Annotated in this window: 18 protein-coding genes and 2 pseudogenes; 10 read left to right on the top strand and 10 right to left on the bottom strand. The window is 45.4% G+C overall.

What is annotated here, in order from left to right; genetic code table 11:
• Positions 1-217 precede the first annotated feature (217 nt).
• Positions 218-1,255, top strand: a complete 1,038-nt coding sequence (gene aroB / locus GRF55_RS02960) for a 3-dehydroquinate synthase (protein ID WP_220369070.1) — start codon at positions 218-220, stop codon at positions 1,253-1,255.
• Positions 1,256-1,261: 6 nt separating this feature from the next.
• Here the strand turns inward: aroB and GRF55_RS02955 are convergent, their stop codons facing one another.
• The 6 genes from GRF55_RS02955 to menC all read right to left on the bottom strand — a co-directional run bounded on the left by GRF55_RS02955 (position 1,262) and on the right by menC (position 7,700).
• Positions 1,262-2,248 carry an AMP-binding protein gene (locus tag GRF55_RS02955; protein ID WP_220369069.1) on the bottom strand — a complete coding sequence of 329 codons (987 nt, stop codon included), beginning with the start codon at positions 2,246-2,248 and terminating at the stop codon, positions 1,262-1,264.
• 170 nt (positions 2,249-2,418) lie between these two features.
• Positions 2,419-3,720 (bottom strand): PepSY-like domain-containing protein, encoded by a 1,302-nt coding sequence (locus GRF55_RS02950; RefSeq protein ID WP_220369068.1) that lies wholly within the window; start codon positions 3,718-3,720, stop codon positions 2,419-2,421.
• A gap of 45 nt (positions 3,721-3,765) precedes the next feature.
• Entirely contained in the window at positions 3,766-4,209 is a 444-nt protein-coding gene (locus GRF55_RS02945) for a PepSY-like domain-containing protein (RefSeq protein ID WP_220369067.1), read from the bottom strand.
• A 355-nt stretch (positions 4,210-4,564) separates the two neighbouring features.
• A complete protein-coding gene (locus tag GRF55_RS02940) occupies positions 4,565-5,839 on the bottom strand; it encodes a HAMP domain-containing sensor histidine kinase (RefSeq protein WP_220369066.1) in 1,275 nt (424 codons plus the stop codon).
• Positions 5,836-6,513 (bottom strand): response regulator transcription factor, encoded by a 678-nt coding sequence (locus GRF55_RS02935; RefSeq protein ID WP_220369065.1) that lies wholly within the window; start codon positions 6,511-6,513, stop codon positions 5,836-5,838. The genes GRF55_RS02940 and GRF55_RS02935 overlap by 4 nt, the downstream gene beginning before the upstream one ends.
• Before the next feature lie 137 nt (positions 6,514-6,650).
• Positions 6,651-7,700: an o-succinylbenzoate synthase gene (gene menC, locus GRF55_RS02930; RefSeq protein WP_220369064.1), complete on the bottom strand. Its 1,050-nt coding sequence runs from the start codon at positions 7,698-7,700 to the stop codon at positions 6,651-6,653.
• Between the two features lie 450 nt (positions 7,701-8,150).
• On the opposite strand from menC, the gene GRF55_RS02925 reads away from it, so the two are divergent.
• Positions 8,151-8,969 carry a zinc ribbon domain-containing protein gene (locus GRF55_RS02925; protein ID WP_220369063.1) on the top strand — a complete coding sequence of 273 codons (819 nt, stop codon included), beginning with the start codon at positions 8,151-8,153 and terminating at the stop codon, positions 8,967-8,969.
• A gap of 16 nt (positions 8,970-8,985) precedes the next feature.
• Positions 8,986-9,420 carry a hypothetical protein gene (locus tag GRF55_RS02920; RefSeq protein WP_220369062.1) on the top strand — a complete coding sequence of 145 codons (435 nt, stop codon included), beginning with the start codon at positions 8,986-8,988 and terminating at the stop codon, positions 9,418-9,420.
• Between the two features lie 336 nt (positions 9,421-9,756).
• Here GRF55_RS02920 and GRF55_RS02915 read toward each other — a convergent pair whose 3' ends face one another.
• Positions 9,757-11,298 carry an IS1634 family transposase gene (locus GRF55_RS02915; protein ID WP_172774742.1) on the bottom strand — a complete coding sequence of 514 codons (1,542 nt, stop codon included), beginning with the start codon at positions 11,296-11,298 and terminating at the stop codon, positions 9,757-9,759.
• Positions 11,299-11,501: 203 nt separating this feature from the next.
• Here GRF55_RS02915 and GRF55_RS02910 point away from each other — a divergent pair, with 203 nt between their 5' ends.
• Genes GRF55_RS02910 through GRF55_RS02900 form a run of 3 tightly spaced genes read left to right on the top strand, consistent with a single transcriptional unit; the run spans position 11,502 to position 13,788 of the window.
• Positions 11,502-11,948, top strand: a complete 447-nt coding sequence (locus GRF55_RS02910) for a hypothetical protein (protein ID WP_220369061.1) — start codon at positions 11,502-11,504, stop codon at positions 11,946-11,948.
• A 9-nt stretch (positions 11,949-11,957) separates the two neighbouring features.
• A complete protein-coding gene (locus tag GRF55_RS02905; protein WP_220369060.1) occupies positions 11,958-12,956 on the top strand; it encodes a YARHG domain-containing protein in 999 nt (332 codons plus the stop codon).
• On the top strand, positions 12,949-13,788 hold the full coding sequence (locus tag GRF55_RS02900; RefSeq protein WP_220369059.1) for a M15 family metallopeptidase: 840 nt from the start codon (positions 12,949-12,951) through the stop codon (positions 13,786-13,788). The genes GRF55_RS02905 and GRF55_RS02900 overlap by 8 nt, the downstream gene beginning before the upstream one ends.
• A 140-nt stretch (positions 13,789-13,928) precedes the next feature.
• Here GRF55_RS02900 and GRF55_RS02895 read toward each other — a convergent pair whose 3' ends face one another.
• Positions 13,929-15,071, bottom strand: coding sequence for an ATP-binding protein (locus GRF55_RS02895; RefSeq protein ID WP_220369058.1), 1,143 nt, complete (start codon positions 15,069-15,071; stop codon positions 13,929-13,931).
• Between the two features lie 307 nt (positions 15,072-15,378).
• Here GRF55_RS02895 and GRF55_RS02890 point away from each other — a divergent pair, with 307 nt between their 5' ends.
• The 4 genes and pseudogenes from GRF55_RS02890 to GRF55_RS02880 all read left to right on the top strand — a co-directional run.
• Positions 15,379-15,870: a 3'-5' exonuclease gene (locus GRF55_RS02890; RefSeq protein ID WP_220369057.1), complete on the top strand. Its 492-nt coding sequence runs from the start codon at positions 15,379-15,381 to the stop codon at positions 15,868-15,870.
• 48 nt (positions 15,871-15,918) lie between these two features.
• Complete coding sequence (locus tag GRF55_RS02885) at positions 15,919-16,587, top strand: hypothetical protein (protein WP_220369056.1); 669 nt, start codon at positions 15,919-15,921, stop codon at positions 16,585-16,587.
• A gap of 122 nt (positions 16,588-16,709) precedes the next feature.
• Positions 16,710-16,847: pseudogene (locus GRF55_RS11665) on the top strand (IS5/IS1182 family transposase); the annotation flags it as partial.
• A pseudogene (locus GRF55_RS02880) lies at positions 16,843-17,028 on the top strand (exonuclease domain-containing protein); the annotation flags it as partial. The pseudogenes GRF55_RS11665 and GRF55_RS02880, both read left to right, overlap by 5 nt.
• Before the next feature lie 283 nt (positions 17,029-17,311).
• On the opposite strand, the gene menB reads toward GRF55_RS02880, so the two are convergent.
• On the bottom strand, positions 17,312-18,127 hold the full coding sequence (gene menB / locus GRF55_RS02875) for a 1,4-dihydroxy-2-naphthoyl-CoA synthase (protein ID WP_220369055.1): 816 nt from the start codon (positions 18,125-18,127) through the stop codon (positions 17,312-17,314).
• The gene (gene menD / locus GRF55_RS02870; RefSeq protein WP_220369054.1) at positions 18,124-19,818 is read right to left on the bottom strand and encodes a 2-succinyl-5-enolpyruvyl-6-hydroxy-3-cyclohexene-1-carboxylic-acid synthase; all 1,695 of its coding nucleotides are present in this window, start codon (positions 19,816-19,818) and stop codon (positions 18,124-18,126) included. Before menD ends, menB begins: the two co-directional genes overlap by 4 nt.
• Between the last annotated feature and the right edge of the window lie 238 nt (positions 19,819-20,056).

Raw genomic sequence — 20,056 nt, 5'->3', positions numbered from 1 at the left:
AGTTAGGAAAAAAGTTTAATTCCGATTCACTTTTAAATCTACCCATTTCCTTAGTATAGAGCAAAACCGGATGACGAAACATCTCTTTCCTTTGCACTCGAAAAGCAAAGAAAAATATTCTTTTGACGGAATGTTAAAATTCAGAAATCATGACGGTCATTTTTCCTTTTTTCCTATCTTTGCTGCTGTTCAGAAACAAAACAAGGAGGAATTGCTTATGAGAAATATCGTTTATTCCACACAGTTGAAGCATGACTTGGCACTCACCATCTCTGAATGCGAACACGACAGGATTTTCCTACTGGTCGATGAAAACACCGAAACACATTGTCTGCCACTCATCATAAGCTTCTTCAGCCTGAAAGAAGCCACCATTATCCGTATCCCTGCAGGCGAAAAGAACAAGAACGTCAATGCGCTGACACATATCTGGAGCGCACTGAGCAACGGCTGTGCCACACGCCACTCACTGCTCATCAGTCTCGGTGGCGGAACGGTGACCGACGTCGGCGATTTCGCTGCCTCTACGTTCAAACGGGGAATCAACTTCATCAATATTCCCACGACGCTGCTCGGCATGGTCGATGCTTCCGTAGGAGGAAAGAACGGCATCGATTTCAACGGACTGAAAAATGAGGTCGGTACGTTTGCACAACCCCGATTCACGCTGATTCACACACCTTTCCTTCAGACACTCCCCTACTCCGAACTGCTCTCCGGCTTTGCAGAGATGCTCAAGCATGCGCTGCTCGACAAAGAACAGACGTGGAGCGACATACTGACATTCGACATTGACAAGCCCGACCTCACACAACTGCAACGCATGGTAGAGACTTCGGTGCGCATCAAAGAGAAGTTTGTGGACTCGGACCCACACGAGAAAGGCATCCGCAAGGCACTCAACTTCGGACATACTTTCGGTCATGCCTTCGAGGCGTTCAGCAACGGAAAGCTGCTCCATGGGCACGCCGTAGCACACGGAATGGTTTGCGCACTATATCTCAGTGCGCTGAAAACCGGATTTCCGACGGAACGTATGCACCAGACGGTCTCTTTCATCCGCGAACACTACGGCAGACCAGCCATCTATTGCGATGATTATGAGCAACTCTATGCGCTCATGCTACACGATAAAAAGAATAAGGGCGACAACATCATGCTGACCTTGCTTGCCGGTTTCGGAGACATCAAGACCAATCAGACTCCGTCAAAAGAAGAAATTTTCGAGGCACTCGATTTTGCGCGGGAGGGATAACCCATCTCAGAGGACAGATTGTGAGGCAAGTTCTTCGGCTCCCCTGCGGTCGGGCTTACCCGTTGCCGTCAGTGGAATCTCATCCACCGTTATGAAATGACGGGGCTTCCAATATTTAGGCAATACACGCTCACACACACTTTCAACAAGAGCCAGGTCGCGACTTTCCGTCAGCAAGACGACCGTCTCGCCCAACCGGCTCTCACGCGCGCGTGTTATTAAATAAGGTGTGTTCAGATGCGGGCGCAAGAGGCGCTCCACTTCTTCTATCTGGATTTTGATTCCCCCAGAACAAATGACGTTATCCCGCCTGCCGAGAATGCGGAAACGGCGCCCATCCGGATGAAGCACAGCGATATCGTTCGTCTGCAACGCTTCCCCACATAACGCCGGTGCATCGATGCGCAGACATTCCTCGTCGCCGAGCGACACACTCACGCCCTCCATCGGTGTGTACCAGTCGCTCGCCTCGGTGCCGCTGAGTCTGCGAAGTGCGACGTGCGACAGCGTTTCGGTCATGCCATACGTGCTCCAAACAGCATTTGGAAACGAGCGCAACTCGCGCTCCAACGCTTCATCAACAGCCCCTCCGCCTATGATGAGATGACGAATGCGCCGCAACTGTTCGCGCTCCTCTTCCACCTGTAGCGAACAAGCCACCTGATAGGGAACCATCGCCACAAAGTCGAATCCCTCTTCTTTTCCGATGAACCCGCACAGGGGATGGGAGGATGGCTCGACAGCAGTCAGCCGCAGTCCGCGCACCCACGCCCGAACAGCCATCATCTTTCCTGCAATAAAATCGAGCGGCATGCAGAGCAGCGCCGTGTCGCCCTCGCGCAAACCGAGGAAATCGCAGGTCATCCGCGCCGATGTTTCCATGCGCCGCTTCTCCACCCACAACGGTTTCGGAGTGCCGGTCGAGCCGCTGGTATGAACCAAGATGCGGTCGCTCTCATCATGCCATTCGGCAGAAAACTCAGATAAAGTCATTTTTTTGATTCATGCTTTTCGATGCAAAGATAAATCTTTTTGCACAAACATTTGTAAAAAGCATCACAAAAAAGCGGAACAGCTCAAGACCTCTGTCTCTACTGTTCCGCCAACCAATTAGTAAAGTTAGTAAGTAAAAATACCTATCTTCACAGACGGGGTTTCTTCAGTCAGGAGTTGATGACCGTACCATCGGGACGGATTCTCAACTTCACATCCTGTTGTCCTTTCTTCTCCAGCTCCAACTCATAATACTCATCGGTCGGTGTCTGGATGAAATCAGCATCGTCGATGCTCCAGCCTGAATAGTTGGCTGCGACATAGTTCTTGACTGCCTGCGGGAGCGTGGCGGTCCGGAGATTGATTTCCGACTTTGTCCGAACCCAAGTTCCGTCAGCCTGGAACCATGCTTCATACTCAACGCCGTTCAATACAAACTCTGCTTCATACAAGTGAGCGTTTCGCTCCCACTCCACCTGCTGTGCACCGGGATAGCGTCCAGAGAACGCATCGCGCACTGCCGTCGGAACAGAATTCGCATTCAAATCGTTGTCGTTGTTGTGGCTGGTGCCATTATTATTCACGGTGTTGAGCAGCGTTCCGTCGGCACGGATTTGCAACGTCACATCCTGCTCATTGCGTTTCTCCAAGTCCAAATCATAATACTCATCGGTGGGTGTTTGGATGAAGTCAGCATCGTCGATGCTCCAGTCAGCGTAGTTTGCAGAGAGATATTCCTTAATGGCTTGCGGAAGCGTAGCGGTCCGGAGATTGATTTCCGTCTCTGTGCGCAACCAGGTGCCGTCTGCCCGGAAGAATGCTTCGCTCTTGGCATTGTCGAGGATAAACTCCGCCTCATATTGGCTGCCTTCACGCTCCCACTTCGTACGCAACGCTTTCGGGTAGCGCTCATTGAATGCATTGACCACTGCGGCAGGGATGGCTGATGAATTCACATCCGTTCCCGTCGTATTTACGTTTTTCACAAACGAGTTGATCAGCGTTCCGTCGGCACGGATAAACAAGGTCACTTCTGGCTCGCCACGCTTTTCAAGCTCTATCTCATAATACTCATCCTTAGATGTCTTGATGAAGTCAATGTCATCAATCGCCCATGCCGGATAATTCGTTGCGATGTAGTCCTGAATCGCCTGTGGCAATCCACTGCCCTGCTTGCCGAGGTTCATTCCCGTACGCGTCAGTTTCCACGTTCCTTCCTTTTCAAACCATGCGTTATATGCAGCATTTTCCACAGAAAACTCGGCTTCCAAAAGCTCACTTTTCTTCTCCCACGTCACATTCTGAGCCGCAGGGAAACTGGCTTCAAACAAGGTCTGTACCGCTTCCGGAACAGTTACTTCCTGCTGAACATCATCTGTCAGCACATCATTTTCTTCATTTGTACAACTTTGCAGTCCCATTCCCAAAAAGGCAATCGCTGCAATCACTAATAATCTTACTTTCATTTTCATCTTTTTTTAGCTAATAACATTTCATATAAACTCACTCATTCCTTATCAACTGTCGATTTCTATCACCTGAAACTTCTTGTTGAACTTGATTTCAAGCCGATTCGACAGATTGACTTCATAATAGTTATCCTTTCGCCCTATCTCCATAATCTGCGCCCCATGGTAGTTCTTTCTCACATAGTTGACGATGGGCGCGGGAACGATACCGGCAGGAACGGGTGCCGACTTACAGTCGATTTCCGTCCATTCGCCGCTCCTGCTGAATTCCACCTTGTCGCCACTTGTGAAAATCACGTCATAGCTCCTTCCGATAACCTCTCTTTCCATTTTCGCCAACGCTATCTTGTGACGGGGGAAATATTTCTTGATGAATTGCTGTGCCGCTACCGGAAGCTGACTGTACGTAATCGGTTTGTCGTGCCCGGCGTGCAATACCGACAGACAGGCAAAGGCAAAGACAACGGTCAATATCAGTTTTTTCGTTCTCATTTTTCTATCCTTTCTTCTATTATATATTTAATAATGTGATGCAAATATCCGAACCAAATCTGAAAACAATCTGAATATCCCGGAAAAAAATGAGTTTTTTCGCAAAAAAAAGAATGCGCATGCGGACAGCCCTCCGTTTTTGTATATTCATGCAAAACATGCATACGTTATGCAGTTTTGTAACATTCAGATAATCAACGGGTTGCGAATACGTTTCCAAAAGTGCCACTTTCGCGTCCTAAAAGTGCCACTTTCGCAGTCTAAAAGTTCCCCTTTTGCGAGCTAAAAGTGCCACTTTTGGAAAACGATAGTTTCACCCCCTCAAAATGAATAAATATACATCGCCGGGAAAGCGTCAGTTTTTGACTATCGTGAACGCATGTTTTCCGTTGTTGAAAGCATAGTCTATCCTCAGTCCATAACGCTGGCAGATGGCTTTCACGACTGCCAAGCCGAGTCCTAACGACTGGCGGTTGTCCGAGGAATGATAGAAGCGCTCGAAAATATAGTCCTTGTTCAGGCTTTCCGGTGCGCCTGTGTTTTCGAACAGCAGCGAGTCGGTCGTTGCCTTTATCGTGATTTCCCCGCCCTCGTGGTTGTGCACAAAAGCGTTTTTCAGCAGGTTGGAGAGCAGCGTCTGCGCCAGCGATTCGTCCATGCTGACGATGAAATCGCCCTGCAATTCGGTCTGCAGACGGATGTTTTTCGAGGCATAGACCATCTCGTAATCGGGCAGCAACCGCTGTATCGACTCCGTGAAATTCACATCCGCCACGTCGGCAAACTGCCCGTTGTCGATTTTTGTGAGCAACAGGAGCGAACGGTTCATGCGCGACAACTGCTCCAGAGTCTGCCGCGTCTTGACGATTTCTTCCATCTGCCGTTCGGTGAGCGACGGGTCTTCGAGCAGCATCTCCAGGCGGCTGCTGCAGATGGCGAGCGGTGTCTGCATCTCGTGCGAGGCGTTGCCGATGAACATTTTTTGCTGTTCGTATGCCACTTCCGTCCGCTCGATGCTCTCTTTCACCACCTCATTGAGCTTCCTGAACTCGTAAATCCTGGTCGGATTGTCCAGCGGCCGGTTGTCTTCTCCCACACGGTATCTGTCCAGCCATCGCAGCAACTTGCGCAACGGGCGCATCGAATGACCGATGGTCCACAGGTTCAGGAGCAAGATGCAAAGGAGGATGGCAAGGAAAAGAAAGACAATCCAGTAGAAAATGGCTCCGCGCAGGTCTTTCTTGTCAATATGTGGCGTAGATACTTCGAGCTCAAAAAACTTCCCGTCGTCATTCTGGAAGATGTAGGTCAGCACGCGTGCCGGCTCAAACTCGTCTTTCTCTTCGATGAACACGTCACGGTCTTCGTAGCGCACGTGTGGTGTCTGTGCCGCATACTGCGGCGTTATCTCGCGCAGAAAGAACTGGTTGTTGGAGCCGCTCGACGCCGTTGGGAGGGCTTCGTTGCGCACCGAGCGGATGATAATCATTTCGGCATAGTCTTCCAGCGAATCGTCCACCTCATCGTTTACTTCGTTCATAATCGTATAATAAAAGAACACCGACCAGCAAAACAGAATCAGTGTTGCCAGCAGCGACAGGCGAAGTGTGATGACGTGGAGCAGTCTCATGGCACAACCAGTTTATATCCGAATCCGTAAACCGTCTTTATCTCAACCTGCGCACCAGCCTCTTTGAGCCGTTTGCGAAGGTTTTTCATCTGCGCATAGATGAAGTCGAAGTTGTCTGCCTGGTCGATAAAATCCCCCCAGACAGCCTCTGCCAGCGTCTGCTTCTCTACGAGCCGCCCCTGACGATTGATGAGAAACATCAGAATGTCGTATTCCTTGCGTCCCAATTCTATCGCCTGACCGTCAACGGAGACGGTATAGGAAGCCGTATCGATGGAGAGATTGGCTATCTGCATCGTGTTGTCCACCTGCTGGTTGACCCGCCGGAGAAGACTCCTGATGCGCGCATGCAGCTCCGAGAGATGGAAAGGCTTCGGCAAATAGTCGTCAGCCCCCAACTGCAAGCCCGCCACCTTGTCCTCCACCGAATCCTTGGCAGAGAGTATAATCACGTTCAGGCGCAGCCCTCGCCGCGATGCCTCGCGCAGCAGGTCGAGCCCGTTGCCGTCGGGCAGCATGATGTCGAGCAGAATGCAGTCGTATTCATAGATAAAAACTTTCGAGCATGCCGACGAATAGTCTTCTGCCGTCTCCACCACATAGCGCTCCGAGCGGAGCGAATGAACCAGCAGTTCGCGAAACTCACGATTATCCTCTATCACCAATATTTTCATACTTTCATCGTTCTAAACAGATGTTCTTTCTTCATTATCTCACGGCAAAAATAGCATGACAATCTGAAAAAAAACTGAATTTTGCATTTTACCGCAGATTCCGCATATATATCTTCCGTTAGGCGCTCCCTCTCCATTTAGGGGAGGGTTAGGGTGGGGCTCCCTTCTACCACCCACAGCTCATCGCCACGGATTTCGAGCGGCAAGGGGATGTTATCCACAAACAGCTGCCCCGTCCCGAGCCCCTGCGGAAACTGGATATCAGGACCATAGACATGGGCGGCAAGCTGGGCAACGGCATTCAGACCGACGTTGCTCTCCAACGCACTCGTTATCCACGAGCCGATGCCGCGCTTCTGAGCTTCCGAAATCCACTCTTGCGTACCTCGAATGCCGCCGTGTAACGATGGTTTGAGCACGATATACTGCGGCTGAACGGCATCCAACAACTCTTGTTTCTCCCGCAGACGGTTGGCACCTATCAGCTCCTCGTCGAGGGCTATCGGCACGGGCGCCTCCCTGCAAAGCCGCGCCAACGCCTCCCACTGTCCTGCGCGGACAGGCTGCTCGATGGAATGCACATCGAACCGTGCCAACGCTTCCAGCTTCTTCGGAGCCTCGTCCACAGAAAAAGCGCCGTTGGCATCGACGCGCAACTCCACATCCTGACGGGAGAAACGACTACGAATCAGCCGCAGCAACGCCATTTCCTCGTCCCAACCGATAGCGCCAATCTTTATCTTCACACAGCGGAAGCCCTGGCGGAGCTTCTCTTCCATGCGCTGCAACATCTCGTCGTAGTTGCCCATCCACACCAAGCCATTGATAGGAATGCCCTCTTCACCACGACTAAACGGCGTGTTGAACAACGCCAAAGAGCCTCTTTGCGCATGAAGGACAGCCGTTTCCAGACCGAAGACCATCGATGGGAACGGGCGCAACTCGTCAAAATCCGTCTGTCCGGAGCGTGCCACCACTTCACAGGCATCCGCCAGCATCTTCTCATAATCCGGCAAATCATCGCATGAGAGCTGCGGAAGCGGTGCACACTCGCCCACTCCCATGCGCCCTTCCTCGTCCGTCAGCCGCACCAGCCACGACCGCCGCGTCCGATAGACACCGCGCGAAGTGCCCGCCGGCTCACGGAAATGAAACGTCCGCTGCTCTATTTCATACACGTATTTCATTCCTCCCTCATTTTTAGATGGATACAAAAATACAGAAACTTTGCCTATCACGCAAAATAAATACACCTTTGTTTTGCATTTTCCAACAAATCTTTTTATATTTGCAAACAGCTTGGGGGGAATCGTGGCACTTGCCATCGCATGAAAATCCTGAGCAAAAATGCATAAGCTTATTATTTCGCACTTAACCGAAAAGACCTCGGAAATCTGTTTGGAATAGTTCGATATAATAACAAGGGGAAACCTATGTGGGATTTTTTCCTACTCACAAACGTAACTATGCACACGCTTTGGCGTAGTACATTCTTATTTGTGAGTAGGGGTTCCAATCCGAGGTCTGCCCCTCAGGTTAAGTGCATAAGAATGGCTGCGCCATTATTCATGTCCTTACCTTTTGTGCATAGTGGTGAAATCGAACTATAACATTTTTAATTTTAAAATATTCGAACTATGGAGGAAACAAAAAAGTGTCCATATTGTGGCGAAGAAATCAAGGCAATAGCCAAGAAGTGTAGATACTGTGGCAAATGGATGGAAACTTCAGAATCATCCACTGAAACTCCCCATGCGTCCAATTCTACAAATATGGCTTCAAATGAGTCTGAGACTGGCACAAATCGAGTAATGGAATTGTATCAATTTAACCCATGGAAATATGCCAACATAGCTTTTGTTCTCGTTGTTGTTGGCAGCATTTTATCCTTCTTGGGTACTGCCTACGAATTTGAAAATGACATAGACGATAGTTGTGCTCTGTCTGTTTTAGGTGCCTTTCTAAACACAACAGGTTGTGTGTATTTACTTATTTCTTTAGCCAATGCTATTCAAAAAATAAATGAAGTTATGGGCACAAACAAAAGAATTGACATCTACATATATATATTAGTAGGAACTACAATCCTTTATCTTTTTATTGATGATATAGACTTTATTATCCCATTTTTAATTGATACCTTACTTTGTGCTTTCATTGGTATTGAACTCATGCTAAATTACACAAAGAGGATAAAAAAGACTGGTATGGCTTTTTTACTATACGCATTTTCTTTTGGTACAGCGATTGGCTGGATGTCATTTGCTATGAGTGCTATAACTATAGATGGTATTCTTGAAGAACTTGGAGAAAAAACTATTTTTGAATCTACCAAGCATTATTTATCTGTTCTTTTAGCGGGAGAATTTATCTTAATGGTAGTAGAAATCTATGTTTACAATGTAATAAGATTGGCTCTAACGAAAAAAGACGATATAAACAACAATATTATTTAATTTAAATATTAGAGTTATGAGAAAGAAAGTAATCATTTGCTTGTATGCACCTGCAAACAAAGGGAAAACGAGCACCATCAGAAAAGTTTATGAACTTCTCGGTGGAAAAAAAGAAGTCCTCGAGTCGAGTTATGAAATCTCCGACGTTGTCATGCGTGGAGACATTAAGATTGGATGTGAAAGCCTTGGAGATCCAGATTCCGATCAAAAAGAATGGCTTGAAGATTTGCTGAAGAAACAATGTGATATTATTGTCACCGCATCCCGCACAAAAGGGGACACTGTAGGCAACGTAGATGCATTAGCAGAACAATATGAATATTCCATTAAATGGATTTCTCCAATTTATGGATATGAAATAGAGAAAGATGATATATTAGATATATTCCATCAAGCTAATGCTGAAGTTGTTATAAGTTTAATTGATAAAATAATAGGAGGAGAATTATGAACGGAGAAACAAAACAATGTCCTTATTGCGGCGTGTGGATTCGTAGAAAAATATATGCTTAATGCCACTGTCAATATTTCTAAAAACATTCGTAATATAAAAATAACTTAAAAAAAGAAAAAACATGAAAACAAAGATTTTAAGAACAATTTCAGTGATAATATTTGTTGTTACTGTACTATTAAATTATTCATGCAGTCAGTCCAATAATTCTGTAGAGTATTGGAAACCAACTGTTTTTAAGAAGTTCGCGTATTCTAAAGCTTGCGATGTCATAGATGATTATTTGGACGAAAGATTTAATTCTTTCCTGACTTCGTCAATGCGCCACCCAAATTAAGATTTGTTGCCAGATATGTCGAAAAGTGGTTTCACTGCGAGGTGCTTCTCCGTCAAGAAGAGTGTCTTAGTGAAGTAAGTCCCGTTTTTAGGCATCCTTACCCTGATTGTCGTGATAGTTTTGGCTGCCTCAAGCACCTTATCGACACTCATCCCAATCTTGTTAATGGCAATGAGTCGCTCCAGTTCCTTATATACCTTATAGGCGATGAAGCAAATGCAGACATGTGCCTCTATCCTACGTTCTGTAAAATGAAACATCGGACGCATTTCCAGAGTTCCTTTTGAAATACGGAATGCACGTTCCACCACCCAGAGTCCATGATACTCGGCAATGACACGCTCGGCGTCAAGGTCTGTATTGGTGATGTAGCCCTTGAGTCCGTCCCACTGGCAGTCCTCTGCAATCTTCTCTTCGCTGATGACGACTTCTATGTCCTTGCTGATTTCAAGAAACTTGTTGTAGCCACGCTTGTTCACCTGACTCTTCGTGATGCGTCCGGTCTTATAGGCTTTTCTCAATCGGACAATTCCGCGGTCACGGTTGTAGGCATCCTTCTTTGCACGCTTGTCGGAATAACTGACGATAAGTCTTTCCCCATTCTCACGTTTGTAGTCGTAACAGGCTTTATCAACCTTCTCTAAAGAGAGAATCCATTGCTTCACGCTTGCGCTCTCGCTCTTGATGCGGGCTCCAAGTATGTAGTTGTAGCCAGCCTCCTGCAGCAAAGTGACATTGTTCTTGTTCATCAAGCCTGAGTCTGCCACCACAACAAAATCTTTCCCCAGATTGAAACGCTGCTTGAAGTCATCTATCATTGGTATCATGGTGAAGCCCTCATACTGGCTGCCGTTGAACAGAGAGTATGAAAGCGGGTAGCCTCCTTCTGATACAAGCAGACCGAGTATAACCTGTGACTCTGCCGTCTTTCCATCCTTTGAAAACCCCGGTTCACGCAATACGTCCGTCTGTGCTGTCTCAAAGTAGAGCGTCGTCACGTCGTAGAACATCAATCCAATCTTGCCTCCGAACAGTTTCCGGGTGTGCTCTACGCTAATCTGCTGCGCAAGCTCCATCTGGGTATTGTAGAGCTTGTCCATGTAGCGATAGATGTGGTTGAGGTCAACATCTTCATCATAATATGACTTCAGGTAATCTACTGTGGCAAGTTTGCTTCTGGGCTGCGACACCCTTGCGATTACCAAATGACGCAGAATCTCATCGGGAATCCGGTTGAAGCCGATGCTGTCATAGACTTGATCAAGCAGAAGCCGAGTACCGTTTATCAACACGTTGTCAATATTGCTAAGGAAACGCTCTGTCTCCTCGACTTCCTTTCCCTTGCGGTCATCAAAGTCAAGTTCTTGCTGACCGCCAAATGAACGTATCCATGCAGCAGCCTTATCGCATAATGAATGTATTTCCTCTTCGGATGTAGAGGAGCCAAACGATTTTATTTCTTTATACTTTCCACTCGCTTTACTGACCACTACCACACTTGTAGAGCCGGAACGATTGTGTTTCTTGCGTACATACATGGTGCAAAGGTACACGTTTTTCGCTTGCGCCACCCAAACCACCCAATAATTTTACGTAACTCGCTGATTATCATTGTGCGCTATATGATGGCGCAAAAAAGTGATGAAGTCAGGAGTATTGGAAACCAACTGTTTTTAAGAAGTTCGCGTATTCTAAAGCTTGCGATGTCATAGATGATTATTTGGACGAAAGATTTAATTCTTTGGTAAAAACACCAAATGAATATCAGTCTGCATATTTAGAGATAGCTAAAGAGTTTTGTAAACGTAAATTGGATTTAAGAGGTGAAGAAAACTTGCCAGAAAAGATTCAGAATTATATAGGTTCTATAACGATAGAAGATGAAATCGTTATGGCTAATCTAAAATCTCATCCAGATTTGTATGTTGAGAATGTTCTTAAAATTATCGGTTCTGTGGATGATTTGAGAAAAGCTCTTGCAGAGCATGTAAAAGTGGAGAAAGTTGTCAACGAGAAAGTCTCTGGCTATAAGCGGCATAATGTGTTGTACAACATAGCAAATGAAGCGTATGCCATCTGCTGTATAACCGAAAAAGATAAAATACATAGTGAAATACAATTTATTGAAAATAGCAATAGCATAAATGACATTCTCGATTATTGGCAAATGTATGAATCGTTAAAATAAGTTTGAAATATGAGAAAGATAAAAGAAATAGCATTTATATATATTGCTGTATACATCTTTACTGCATGTCAAGGAACTAGCAGTTCGAAAAGTCAAGGTCTTAGTTATGATAAATCGCTTAGCAACGAGCAACAAATAGAGTTGTTGAAGTCTCAAGCAAAGAGTTTTGCAGACTCAATTCGCTCAATAGGTTATGATGTTTTAGGAACTTTTATAGATAAAAAAAATCATTCTGTATTTTATATTAAGAAGGGATTGACAATAAACTATGAAGAAGGTCATATGCGTTTGCTCCCGATAAAATGCAAAGATATCAAGACTGGGGAAGTGAATGATTTAAAAATTCCTGCAACGATGGATGGTCATACTGTTAAAGTTAATTTGTTATTGGGCTCTTATGCAGCAGATAACAAGATGCTATTATTATCAACAAATAAGAACTCTGCGGAAATAAATGATGATTATTCGCGACCATTTAGTCAAGAACCGATTGACGTCTTTCTCATTGATGTTAATGATTTATCGTTTCATTATGTAATAGGAGGACGGCATTGGATGATAGGTAAAGAAGGTTATGGTGACGATGCTATTCCTTTCCTTACTTGTTATGATGAAAGGAATTTAAAGATTCCTTTGATACAGATTTTTGACGGGACTTATAGTAAAAAAAACGTAGTTGAAAACTCTAAATCGTTCTCATTGACTCCAGATGCTGGTGCATATTCAATGGATGTATCGGAAGAGAGCAGTGCAAACGGCTATGAAAGCGTGTTGTCCAAAAGAAAATTATCTTATTCTGACTTGAGTAATAAGACGACAAAAGAACTTGAGATAATGAGAAATAGTATCTATGCTCGTCATGGCTACAGATTTAAGCGTGATGATTTGTTTAGCCATTTCTCGCAGTATTCTTGGTATAAGCCAACGACAAGCGACGTGTCAGCCGTATATAATTCAATGTCTGCCATAGAGAAATACAACGTTGATTTTATCAAGAAACATGAATAAAACAATGCGAATATTCTTGATTTTTTCTTGTTTATTGCTCATCTTTTTTGACAACATGTCAGACAAGCAAATATATTCAATATTGTCTTCTGATACTATTGATGTTTCAGAAAATAGTATTGTTGTTAATACTGATACGATACCATTGTTTGCAAAAAAGATTATTAAAGCTTATCTTGACTTTGATATCAAGTATTTAGATAATTCTCTTATTTTTTCTGATGGAACTAAAATCATATATGACGATGGTAAAGATAAGAGTTTTATTGAGAAATTGGATAACTGTGACATAGAGGATATGTTTTCAATGACCTATGACGTCGAACGTTCAGAACCATTGTATCTAAATGATTGTGGAAGAGGACGGTGTGAAGCTTTTTTCAAAAAGATGTATGGCAATAATGAAGCGGCAGTTCGTAAGAATTTAGTTCCCGTTGATTGGTTTGGTCAGAAAGTGCCATTTACGAAAATCAATGGTGCTGCTGACAAGTTAGGGAAGGTTGCATCAGAATTATCACAACACCCTGAGTTTCATAAATATCTCAAAAACGCTTCTTCTTTTTATTGGAGAAAAATAAAAGGTACAAATAGACAAAGTGCACATAGCTATGGAATTGCAATAGACATAAATACTCAATATTCAAATTATTGGTTGTGGTCTAATCCTAAAAGTTCCGAAAAAGACAAACTAAAATATGAAAACCATATCCCACATGAAATAGTTAGGGTATTCGAGAAGTATGGTTTTATTTGGGGAGGTAGGTGGTATCACTTTGACACTATGCATTTTGAATATAGGCCTGAAATTTTAAATTCCGAGTCACTATTGTGAGATTTTGGACCTAACTTCAAAATCGTGATTAAGTGAGGGCAAAGTGAATGGGTGTTTGACTAATGCCCTATTATCATCAACAAGAGCCACCCGGAAAAAGGTGACTCTTGTTGTTTAATCATCTATAATCTCTCAGCCATCTACACAATATCTCCTTCCCACAACTGATGCAGGAAATCCATTGCATATAGACATTCTATATTGTCTATTGTACGATTGAAAATATCGAGAGACACTATGATTCGGCGGCTATCGGGATATTCAGCGGCAAACGATTTCAAATTCTTTAAATGCTTGTTCAATACTTCCTCCACTGATTTTATCTCTATGGCAATGCGTGCCTCTCCCACTATAAGATCCACTTCAACACCAGTATATGTGCGCCAATAGCTAAGTTTCTCATCACAATGGAAATAATGCATATAAGCCACCAGTTCTTGAACAATGAGATGCTCAAAGGCATGTCCATATTCAGGAGTTCCTCGTTTAAGATCTTTGCGATGCAAGAGATGATTCATTATACCAACGTCAAAGAAATAGAAACGGGGAGATTGTACTAATCGACGCTTCATGACCTTCGTATAAGCAGGAATACGTCTCCCGACAAGTGTATCTTCAAGAATATCAAAATATGCGTTTACCGTAGTGGCACTGACTCCACATTCTTGAGCTATGTTATTGTAATTAACCACTTCACCATTCGTAAGTGCTGCCACTTCCAAGAAACGTTGAAAAGCATTGAGGTTGCGTACCAAAGCTTCTTCCTTGATTTCTTCTTTGAGATAGATGTCTATATAACCAGAGAGTAAACGTGACGGATTATTTGTAGCCAGATAGTGAGGAGGCAACATTCCCACAGTGACAGCCCTGTCAATATCGAAATTAGGAATTTCGGCACTTACCAAAGGGAAGAGATAAGCAGGAAAGGCACGTCCGCCCAATGTATTATGCCCCTTCCGCTTTAGCTTTCTGGCACTTGAACCGCAAAGAATAAAACGCAGGTGATGCTGAGACATCAGCCGATGAACCTCATTAAGAAGCTCTGGAATTTCAGGAATCTCGTCAATGATAACCAATGTGTTTTCTGCTTTATCTTTAAGCATTTCATAGAGCAGGAAAGGATGACGTTGAAGTCTTCTTTTCATTTCAGTGTTAAGCAAATCTATAAAAATGGCATGAGGGAATTGTTGCCTGAGCAATGTTGTCTTCCCAGTTTGACGTGCCCCAAATAAAAAAACACTTCCTTCTAATTCATGATTTAATTGGTAAATACGCGTTAACATAATATTTTCCCTTTCTGTTTTCAGTAGAGATTATTCATTTAAAATCACAAGTACAACTTTGGATTTTCATTTAAAATCACAAGTATAACTTTGGATTTTCATTTAAAATCGTGCACAAAAATACAATTATATTTGAAAACGACAATAAAAAATCGCTCTTTTTTCAAACCTCTGCTGCAGATTGGCGCAAGTTTGTTGTATATTTGCACAAAAATCGTTGAATGATGATAGATCACGAACGAAGACAAACTTATTTGATTTTTGTCGAGAGCAAGTTATATTTATTGAAATATAAGGAGGATTGAAAATGCGAGATTTTGCAGCTATAGATTTTGAGACGGCTAACAATGAGCGCAGCAGCGTATGTTCTGTAGGAATCGTCATTGTTCGTAACGGTGAGATTGTAGATTCGTTCTACTCTCTTATCCAGCCAGAGCCGAACTATTATAATTATTGGTGCAGTCAGGTTCATGGCCTTTGTTGTCATGATACGGATGATGCTCCTATATTCCCTAAGGTGTGGGAGCAGATAGAACCATTGATAGAAGGTCTTCCACTGGTAGCCCACAATAAGCCTTTCGACGAGGGTTGTCTAAAAGCCGTGTTCCGTGTTTATCAGATGGACTACCCTGACTATGAGTTCTACGATACGCTGGCAGCCTCACGCAGAGCCTTCCGCTATCTTGAGAACCACCAACTCCAGACTGTTGCAGCCGAATGTGGTTACTGCTTAGAGAACCATCATAATGCCCTTGCCGACGCAGAGGCATGTGCATGGATAGCAAGAGAGATATTGTAATGAAGTATCAAACAAAATAATATATAAACAATTACAGATATTACAACTATGAGTAGAGATAACGCAAGAACTATTTTTACGACGGCGGAGTTTGAACAGATAGAGATACTTGTCCGTCAGCTTGAGAAGGCCCCAGCAGACAAACAGAAGAGTATTCGTGGTAAGATACGGCGTATTGGCTTGTATTGGAGCGAGGTCGCTAGTGGAAAGTCATATACAGTACAGAATCTACAACGCTTAGTTGATAAAGCCGTTATCAAGGTTAGTGATGCAACTAAACCTGGCTCTCAAATTACTAAAACTAAGGGAAGGTCCGGTTCAGATGAATACTATATTATTGGTTTGTGTAATGAGGCACTGGGGATGAAGGCTGAGCAACAATATAAGTTTCCATTCCTTCTGGGCGATTCAGGAAGAGCATTACCGGTGGATGCGTATTACCATGAACTGAACCTGGTTATTGAGTACTATGAGAGGCAGCATACTGAAGATGTGAAGTTCTTTAATCGCCGGATGACTGTGAGTGGTGTTTCTAGGGGTGAGCAGAGGAAGATTTATGATGAACGCCGCAAGACAGAACTTCCTAAACACGGAATAAAGTTCGTGGTCATTAGCTATACGGATTTTGGAACCTCGAAAACACTTAAGAGGGAACATGATGCGGATCTGGCTGTGGTGAAAAGATTATTGAGGAAGAATGGGATTAAAACGAAATAGAATATATTATTGACCATATAATAATTTGAGGGATGTTCTAAAAATTAACAAACTGATAGTCAGATGTTTCTGACGATAATTTGATATAATTTTGTATCTTTGCAGTACCAAACGACGTAATCATGAAGAAAACGACGGTATATAGGAGACCGATGGATGAGAATCTCTTTGAGGGTGGACTCACCATAGAGGCTCTGTCTGCAATGGGTAATCCACTTGAGCAACTATCTTCCCTTGTGGACTTCGAGATGTTCCTATCAAATGGACTATCCTGACTATGAGTTCTACGATACGCTTCGTGTTTCACGGCGGGTACTCCCTGATTTAGAAAACCATCAACTCCAGACAGTCGCTGCTGCATGTGGCTTTAACATGAAAAATCATCACCACGCCCTTGCCGATGCCGAAGCATGTGCGTGGATAGCAAGGGAGATATTGTGAATGAACTAAAAGTTCATCCTATTTGTGAGGCGCTATAATTCCCAGATTACAAGTCTTCCCCACATGACCAGTTAAACCCGAATCGGTCATTAGAATGCTATCAGATATTTTTGTGGTTATTTTCTGCTCTTCGTGTCATAACATTATTTGCTTCGGCATCTGCCTCCAACCTTTCTCTCACCGTAGCCCGCTACGCCGTCGAGAAAGGTTGAATACATCTGCACAAAGCAAACAACATTCTGAACACAAAGTCTAATGACCGATTTGGGTCAAATAGGCATCCTCACGGAATCTTCGGATATTGCTCGAAGTCGGGCTTGCGCTTTTCGAGGAATGCCTTGCCGCCCTCCTGCGCTTCGTCAAGGAAGTAGTAGAGCATGGTGGCGTCACCGGCAAGTTGCTGGATGCCAGCCTGTCCGTCGAGTTCGGCGTTGAGACCTGCCTTAATCATGCGCAGCGCTATGGGCGAACGCTCCATCATCTCCTCTGCCCAAGCCACGCACTCGTCTTCCAATTTGTCTTGCGGAACCACCTTGTTGACGAGTCCCATGCGCTCGGCTTCGCGTGCGTCGTACTGCCGACAGAGGAACCATATCTCGCGCGTCTTCTTCTGTCCGATGCAGCGTGCCATGTAACTTGCGCCGAATCCGGCATCGAACGATCCCACTTTCGGTCCTGTCTGTCCGAAGATGGCATTCTCGGAAGCGATGGAGAGGTCGCAGACGAGGTGCAGCACATGTCCACCACCGATGGCATATCCGTTGACCATGGCGATGACGGGTTTCGGCAGTCGGCGTATCTGCATCTGCACATCAAGCACCGAGAGACGTGGCACGCCGTCATCGTCGATATATCCGCCCCGTCCTTTCACGTGCATGTCGCCGCCCGAACAGAAGGCTTTGTCGCCCGCTCCTGTAAGGATAACCACTCGGATGCGTGCCAGTTCCCGACAGATAGCGAACGCCTGCGACAGTTCGAGTGTCGTCTTTGGTGTGAAAGCGTTGCGATAACGTTCGCGGTTGATGGTGATTTTGGCGATGCCGTTATACTCTTCGAACAGGATTTCCTCAAAATCCCTGATTGTTTTCCATTGTCTCATATCTTCATTGTTTTATAATATTCTTTATAGATGCGGTCGTCCTCGCTGCTGTCGGTAAACACTTCGAGCAGCATCGGGCGGTCGCTGTCTCGCTGCAGCAGCCATTCGATGCCGTCTGCCAACTCTGAAAGATTGTTCACACTGCGATAGTAAACATCGTTTTGCTGGCAGATTCCCGCTGCCGACGTCTGGTGCGAAGCCGCAATATAGCGGTCGCGGGCTTGACTTTGTTCCAATCCGCGCAACTGTCGGAAGATTCCGCCGCCACCGTTGTTGAGCAGCAGGATGCGGAAATTGCCACGCAGATTCTGGTTCCACAGCGCATTCTGGTCGTAAAAGAAACTCAGGTCGCCAATGACGCAAAACGTTTTTCTCTCCGAAACGACCGAGAAACCGGCTGCGGTAGAGAGCGAGCCGTCGATGCCGTTCACACCGCGGTTGCAACAAACCGGCTTTGCGGCATAGATGTTCGCCAGGCGGATGGCTGAGGAATTGGCGTAATGAACAGCCGCTTTCGCTCCGCATATACGTTCTTCAAACAGTTTCACTGCTGCCATCTGCGAATATCCAGGCATGAAAGTCTCTTTTTTCGTCGCGACTTGGTGGAGCAATGCTTGCCATTTCTCATAAAAAGCCTGCTTCTCCTCGAATTTTAGCGCATCAGCCTGTTTGCGTTTTTCGTAATCAAAATAGCCACAAGAGATGACCCATTCCGTCAAGAAACGTTCAAACGAGCCTATTTCTATCACCCCTGCCAGCCGCTTGAACACGTCGTTCACCGCGCCGTCGGCATTCACATGCCACACTTCGGCTTCCGAATTGCGGATGAACTGCTTCACCCGCTTGCTCACGAGCTCGCCTCCCAGAAACACCAACAAGTCGGGCTCGTAACTTCTGTCGTCGCCTATCACATACAGCGCCTCATCCATTCCCATCGCACCGATGCTCAATGCTTCGTGAAGAACGGGCACACATGCGCTGACGGTATTCAGGTTGCTGGTCTCGTGCAGGAGCGAGCCGTCATCGCTTTGTCCCAAAATGACCATCGGACGCTCTGCCTGTTCGAAGTCGTAAACGAATTCTTCGAACGCCATCTCGGCGGGTACATCGTCTTTCTCTATCAGACTGATGCTGCGCTCGTCGGGCAATTCTCCGGTCTCGAACTCGAACAGCGGTTCCGAGATTGGCACATTGATGTGTACCGGACCGCCTCCGTGCCGCTTTGTTGCCAGCAGCGCCTCGTTCACCAGGCGGTTGCAGTACCACCGTTCATCATCGTTGTGCGGCTCGGGCAGCGTGACGGCACGTTTCACGAAGCGTCCGAGGGCATCCGTTTGTGGCAGCGTCTGTCCGTCGAGCTGGTCAATCCACTGCGGCGGACGGTCGGCAGAAACGATTATCAGCGGCTGTTTCCGATAGAATGCCTCTGCCACGGCAGGCAAAAGATTGAGCAGTGCCGTGCCCGAAGTGACACAAACGGCAACAGGTGAGCACGTCGCCTCTGCCATTCCCAGTGCATAAAAACCCGCCGACCGCTCGTCGGTGACCGGAAAACACGCAACATCAGGGCATGCGTTCAGGTTGTGAACGATGGGTGCATTGCGACTGCCGGGACACACGACGGCATGACTGACACCGTGTTTTGCCAGCAATGCCGTGAGTATATTTACATTTTCTTTGTTCGAATACATCGCAGGTTCTTCTTAAAAATACTTGATTTTCTATCAATCAGCAAAGGAATTGAAACAACATCGGAAACGAGACTGGCGACATCGGCTTCCCCTCCATTTGCTTTCACCTGCAAAAATAGCAAATAATTCCCACACTTTCACCATTCAAAACAAAAATTTCTGCAACCCGTTTCTTGATGTATCAAAAAACAAATTCAGTGAATTTGAAGACCAAATTCAGTGAAATTGGTGAGCAAAT

Source organism: Prevotella sp. Rep29 (genome assembly GCF_019551475.1).
In the GTDB taxonomy this organism is placed as follows: Bacteria; Bacteroidota; Bacteroidia; order Bacteroidales; family Bacteroidaceae; genus Prevotella.
This window is presented reverse-complemented; position numbering and strand designations above follow the sequence as displayed.

Excerpts from the sequence above, each read along its gene's own strand:
- GRF55_RS02955 (WP_220369069.1), bottom strand. The coding sequence starts at position 2,248 with ATGACTTTATCTGAGTTTTCTGCCGAATGGCATGATGAGAGCGACCGC.
- GRF55_RS02915 (WP_172774742.1), bottom strand. The coding sequence starts at position 11,298 with ATGTATGTACGCAAGAAACACAATCGTTCCGGCTCTACAAGTGTGGTA.
- GRF55_RS02900 (WP_220369059.1), top strand. The coding sequence starts at position 12,949 with ATGAATAAAACAATGCGAATATTCTTGATTTTTTCTTGTTTATTGCTC.
- GRF55_RS02920 (WP_220369062.1), top strand. The coding sequence starts at position 8,986 with ATGAGAAAGAAAGTAATCATTTGCTTGTATGCACCTGCAAACAAAGGG.
- GRF55_RS02940 (WP_220369066.1), bottom strand. The coding sequence starts at position 5,839 with ATGAGACTGCTCCACGTCATCACACTTCGCCTGTCGCTGCTGGCAACA.
- aroB (WP_220369070.1), top strand. The coding sequence starts at position 218 with ATGAGAAATATCGTTTATTCCACACAGTTGAAGCATGACTTGGCACTC.
- GRF55_RS02895 (WP_220369058.1), bottom strand. The coding sequence starts at position 15,071 with ATGTTAACGCGTATTTACCAATTAAATCATGAATTAGAAGGAAGTGTT.
- GRF55_RS02925 (WP_220369063.1), top strand. The coding sequence starts at position 8,151 with ATGGAGGAAACAAAAAAGTGTCCATATTGTGGCGAAGAAATCAAGGCA.
- GRF55_RS02945 (WP_220369067.1), bottom strand. The coding sequence starts at position 4,209 with ATGAGAACGAAAAAACTGATATTGACCGTTGTCTTTGCCTTTGCCTGT.
- GRF55_RS02885 (WP_220369056.1), top strand. The coding sequence starts at position 15,919 with ATGAGTAGAGATAACGCAAGAACTATTTTTACGACGGCGGAGTTTGAA.
- GRF55_RS02890 (WP_220369057.1), top strand. The coding sequence starts at position 15,379 with ATGCGAGATTTTGCAGCTATAGATTTTGAGACGGCTAACAATGAGCGC.
- GRF55_RS02935 (WP_220369065.1), bottom strand. The coding sequence starts at position 6,513 with ATGAAAATATTGGTGATAGAGGATAATCGTGAGTTTCGCGAACTGCTG.
- menD (WP_220369054.1), bottom strand. The coding sequence starts at position 19,818 with ATGTATTCGAACAAAGAAAATGTAAATATACTCACGGCATTGCTGGCA.
- GRF55_RS02950 (WP_220369068.1), bottom strand. The coding sequence starts at position 3,720 with ATGAAAATGAAAGTAAGATTATTAGTGATTGCAGCGATTGCCTTTTTG.
- GRF55_RS02905 (WP_220369060.1), top strand. The coding sequence starts at position 11,958 with ATGAGAAAGATAAAAGAAATAGCATTTATATATATTGCTGTATACATC.
- menC (WP_220369064.1), bottom strand. The coding sequence starts at position 7,700 with ATGAAATACGTGTATGAAATAGAGCAGCGGACGTTTCATTTCCGTGAG.
- menB (WP_220369055.1), bottom strand. The coding sequence starts at position 18,127 with ATGAGACAATGGAAAACAATCAGGGATTTTGAGGAAATCCTGTTCGAA.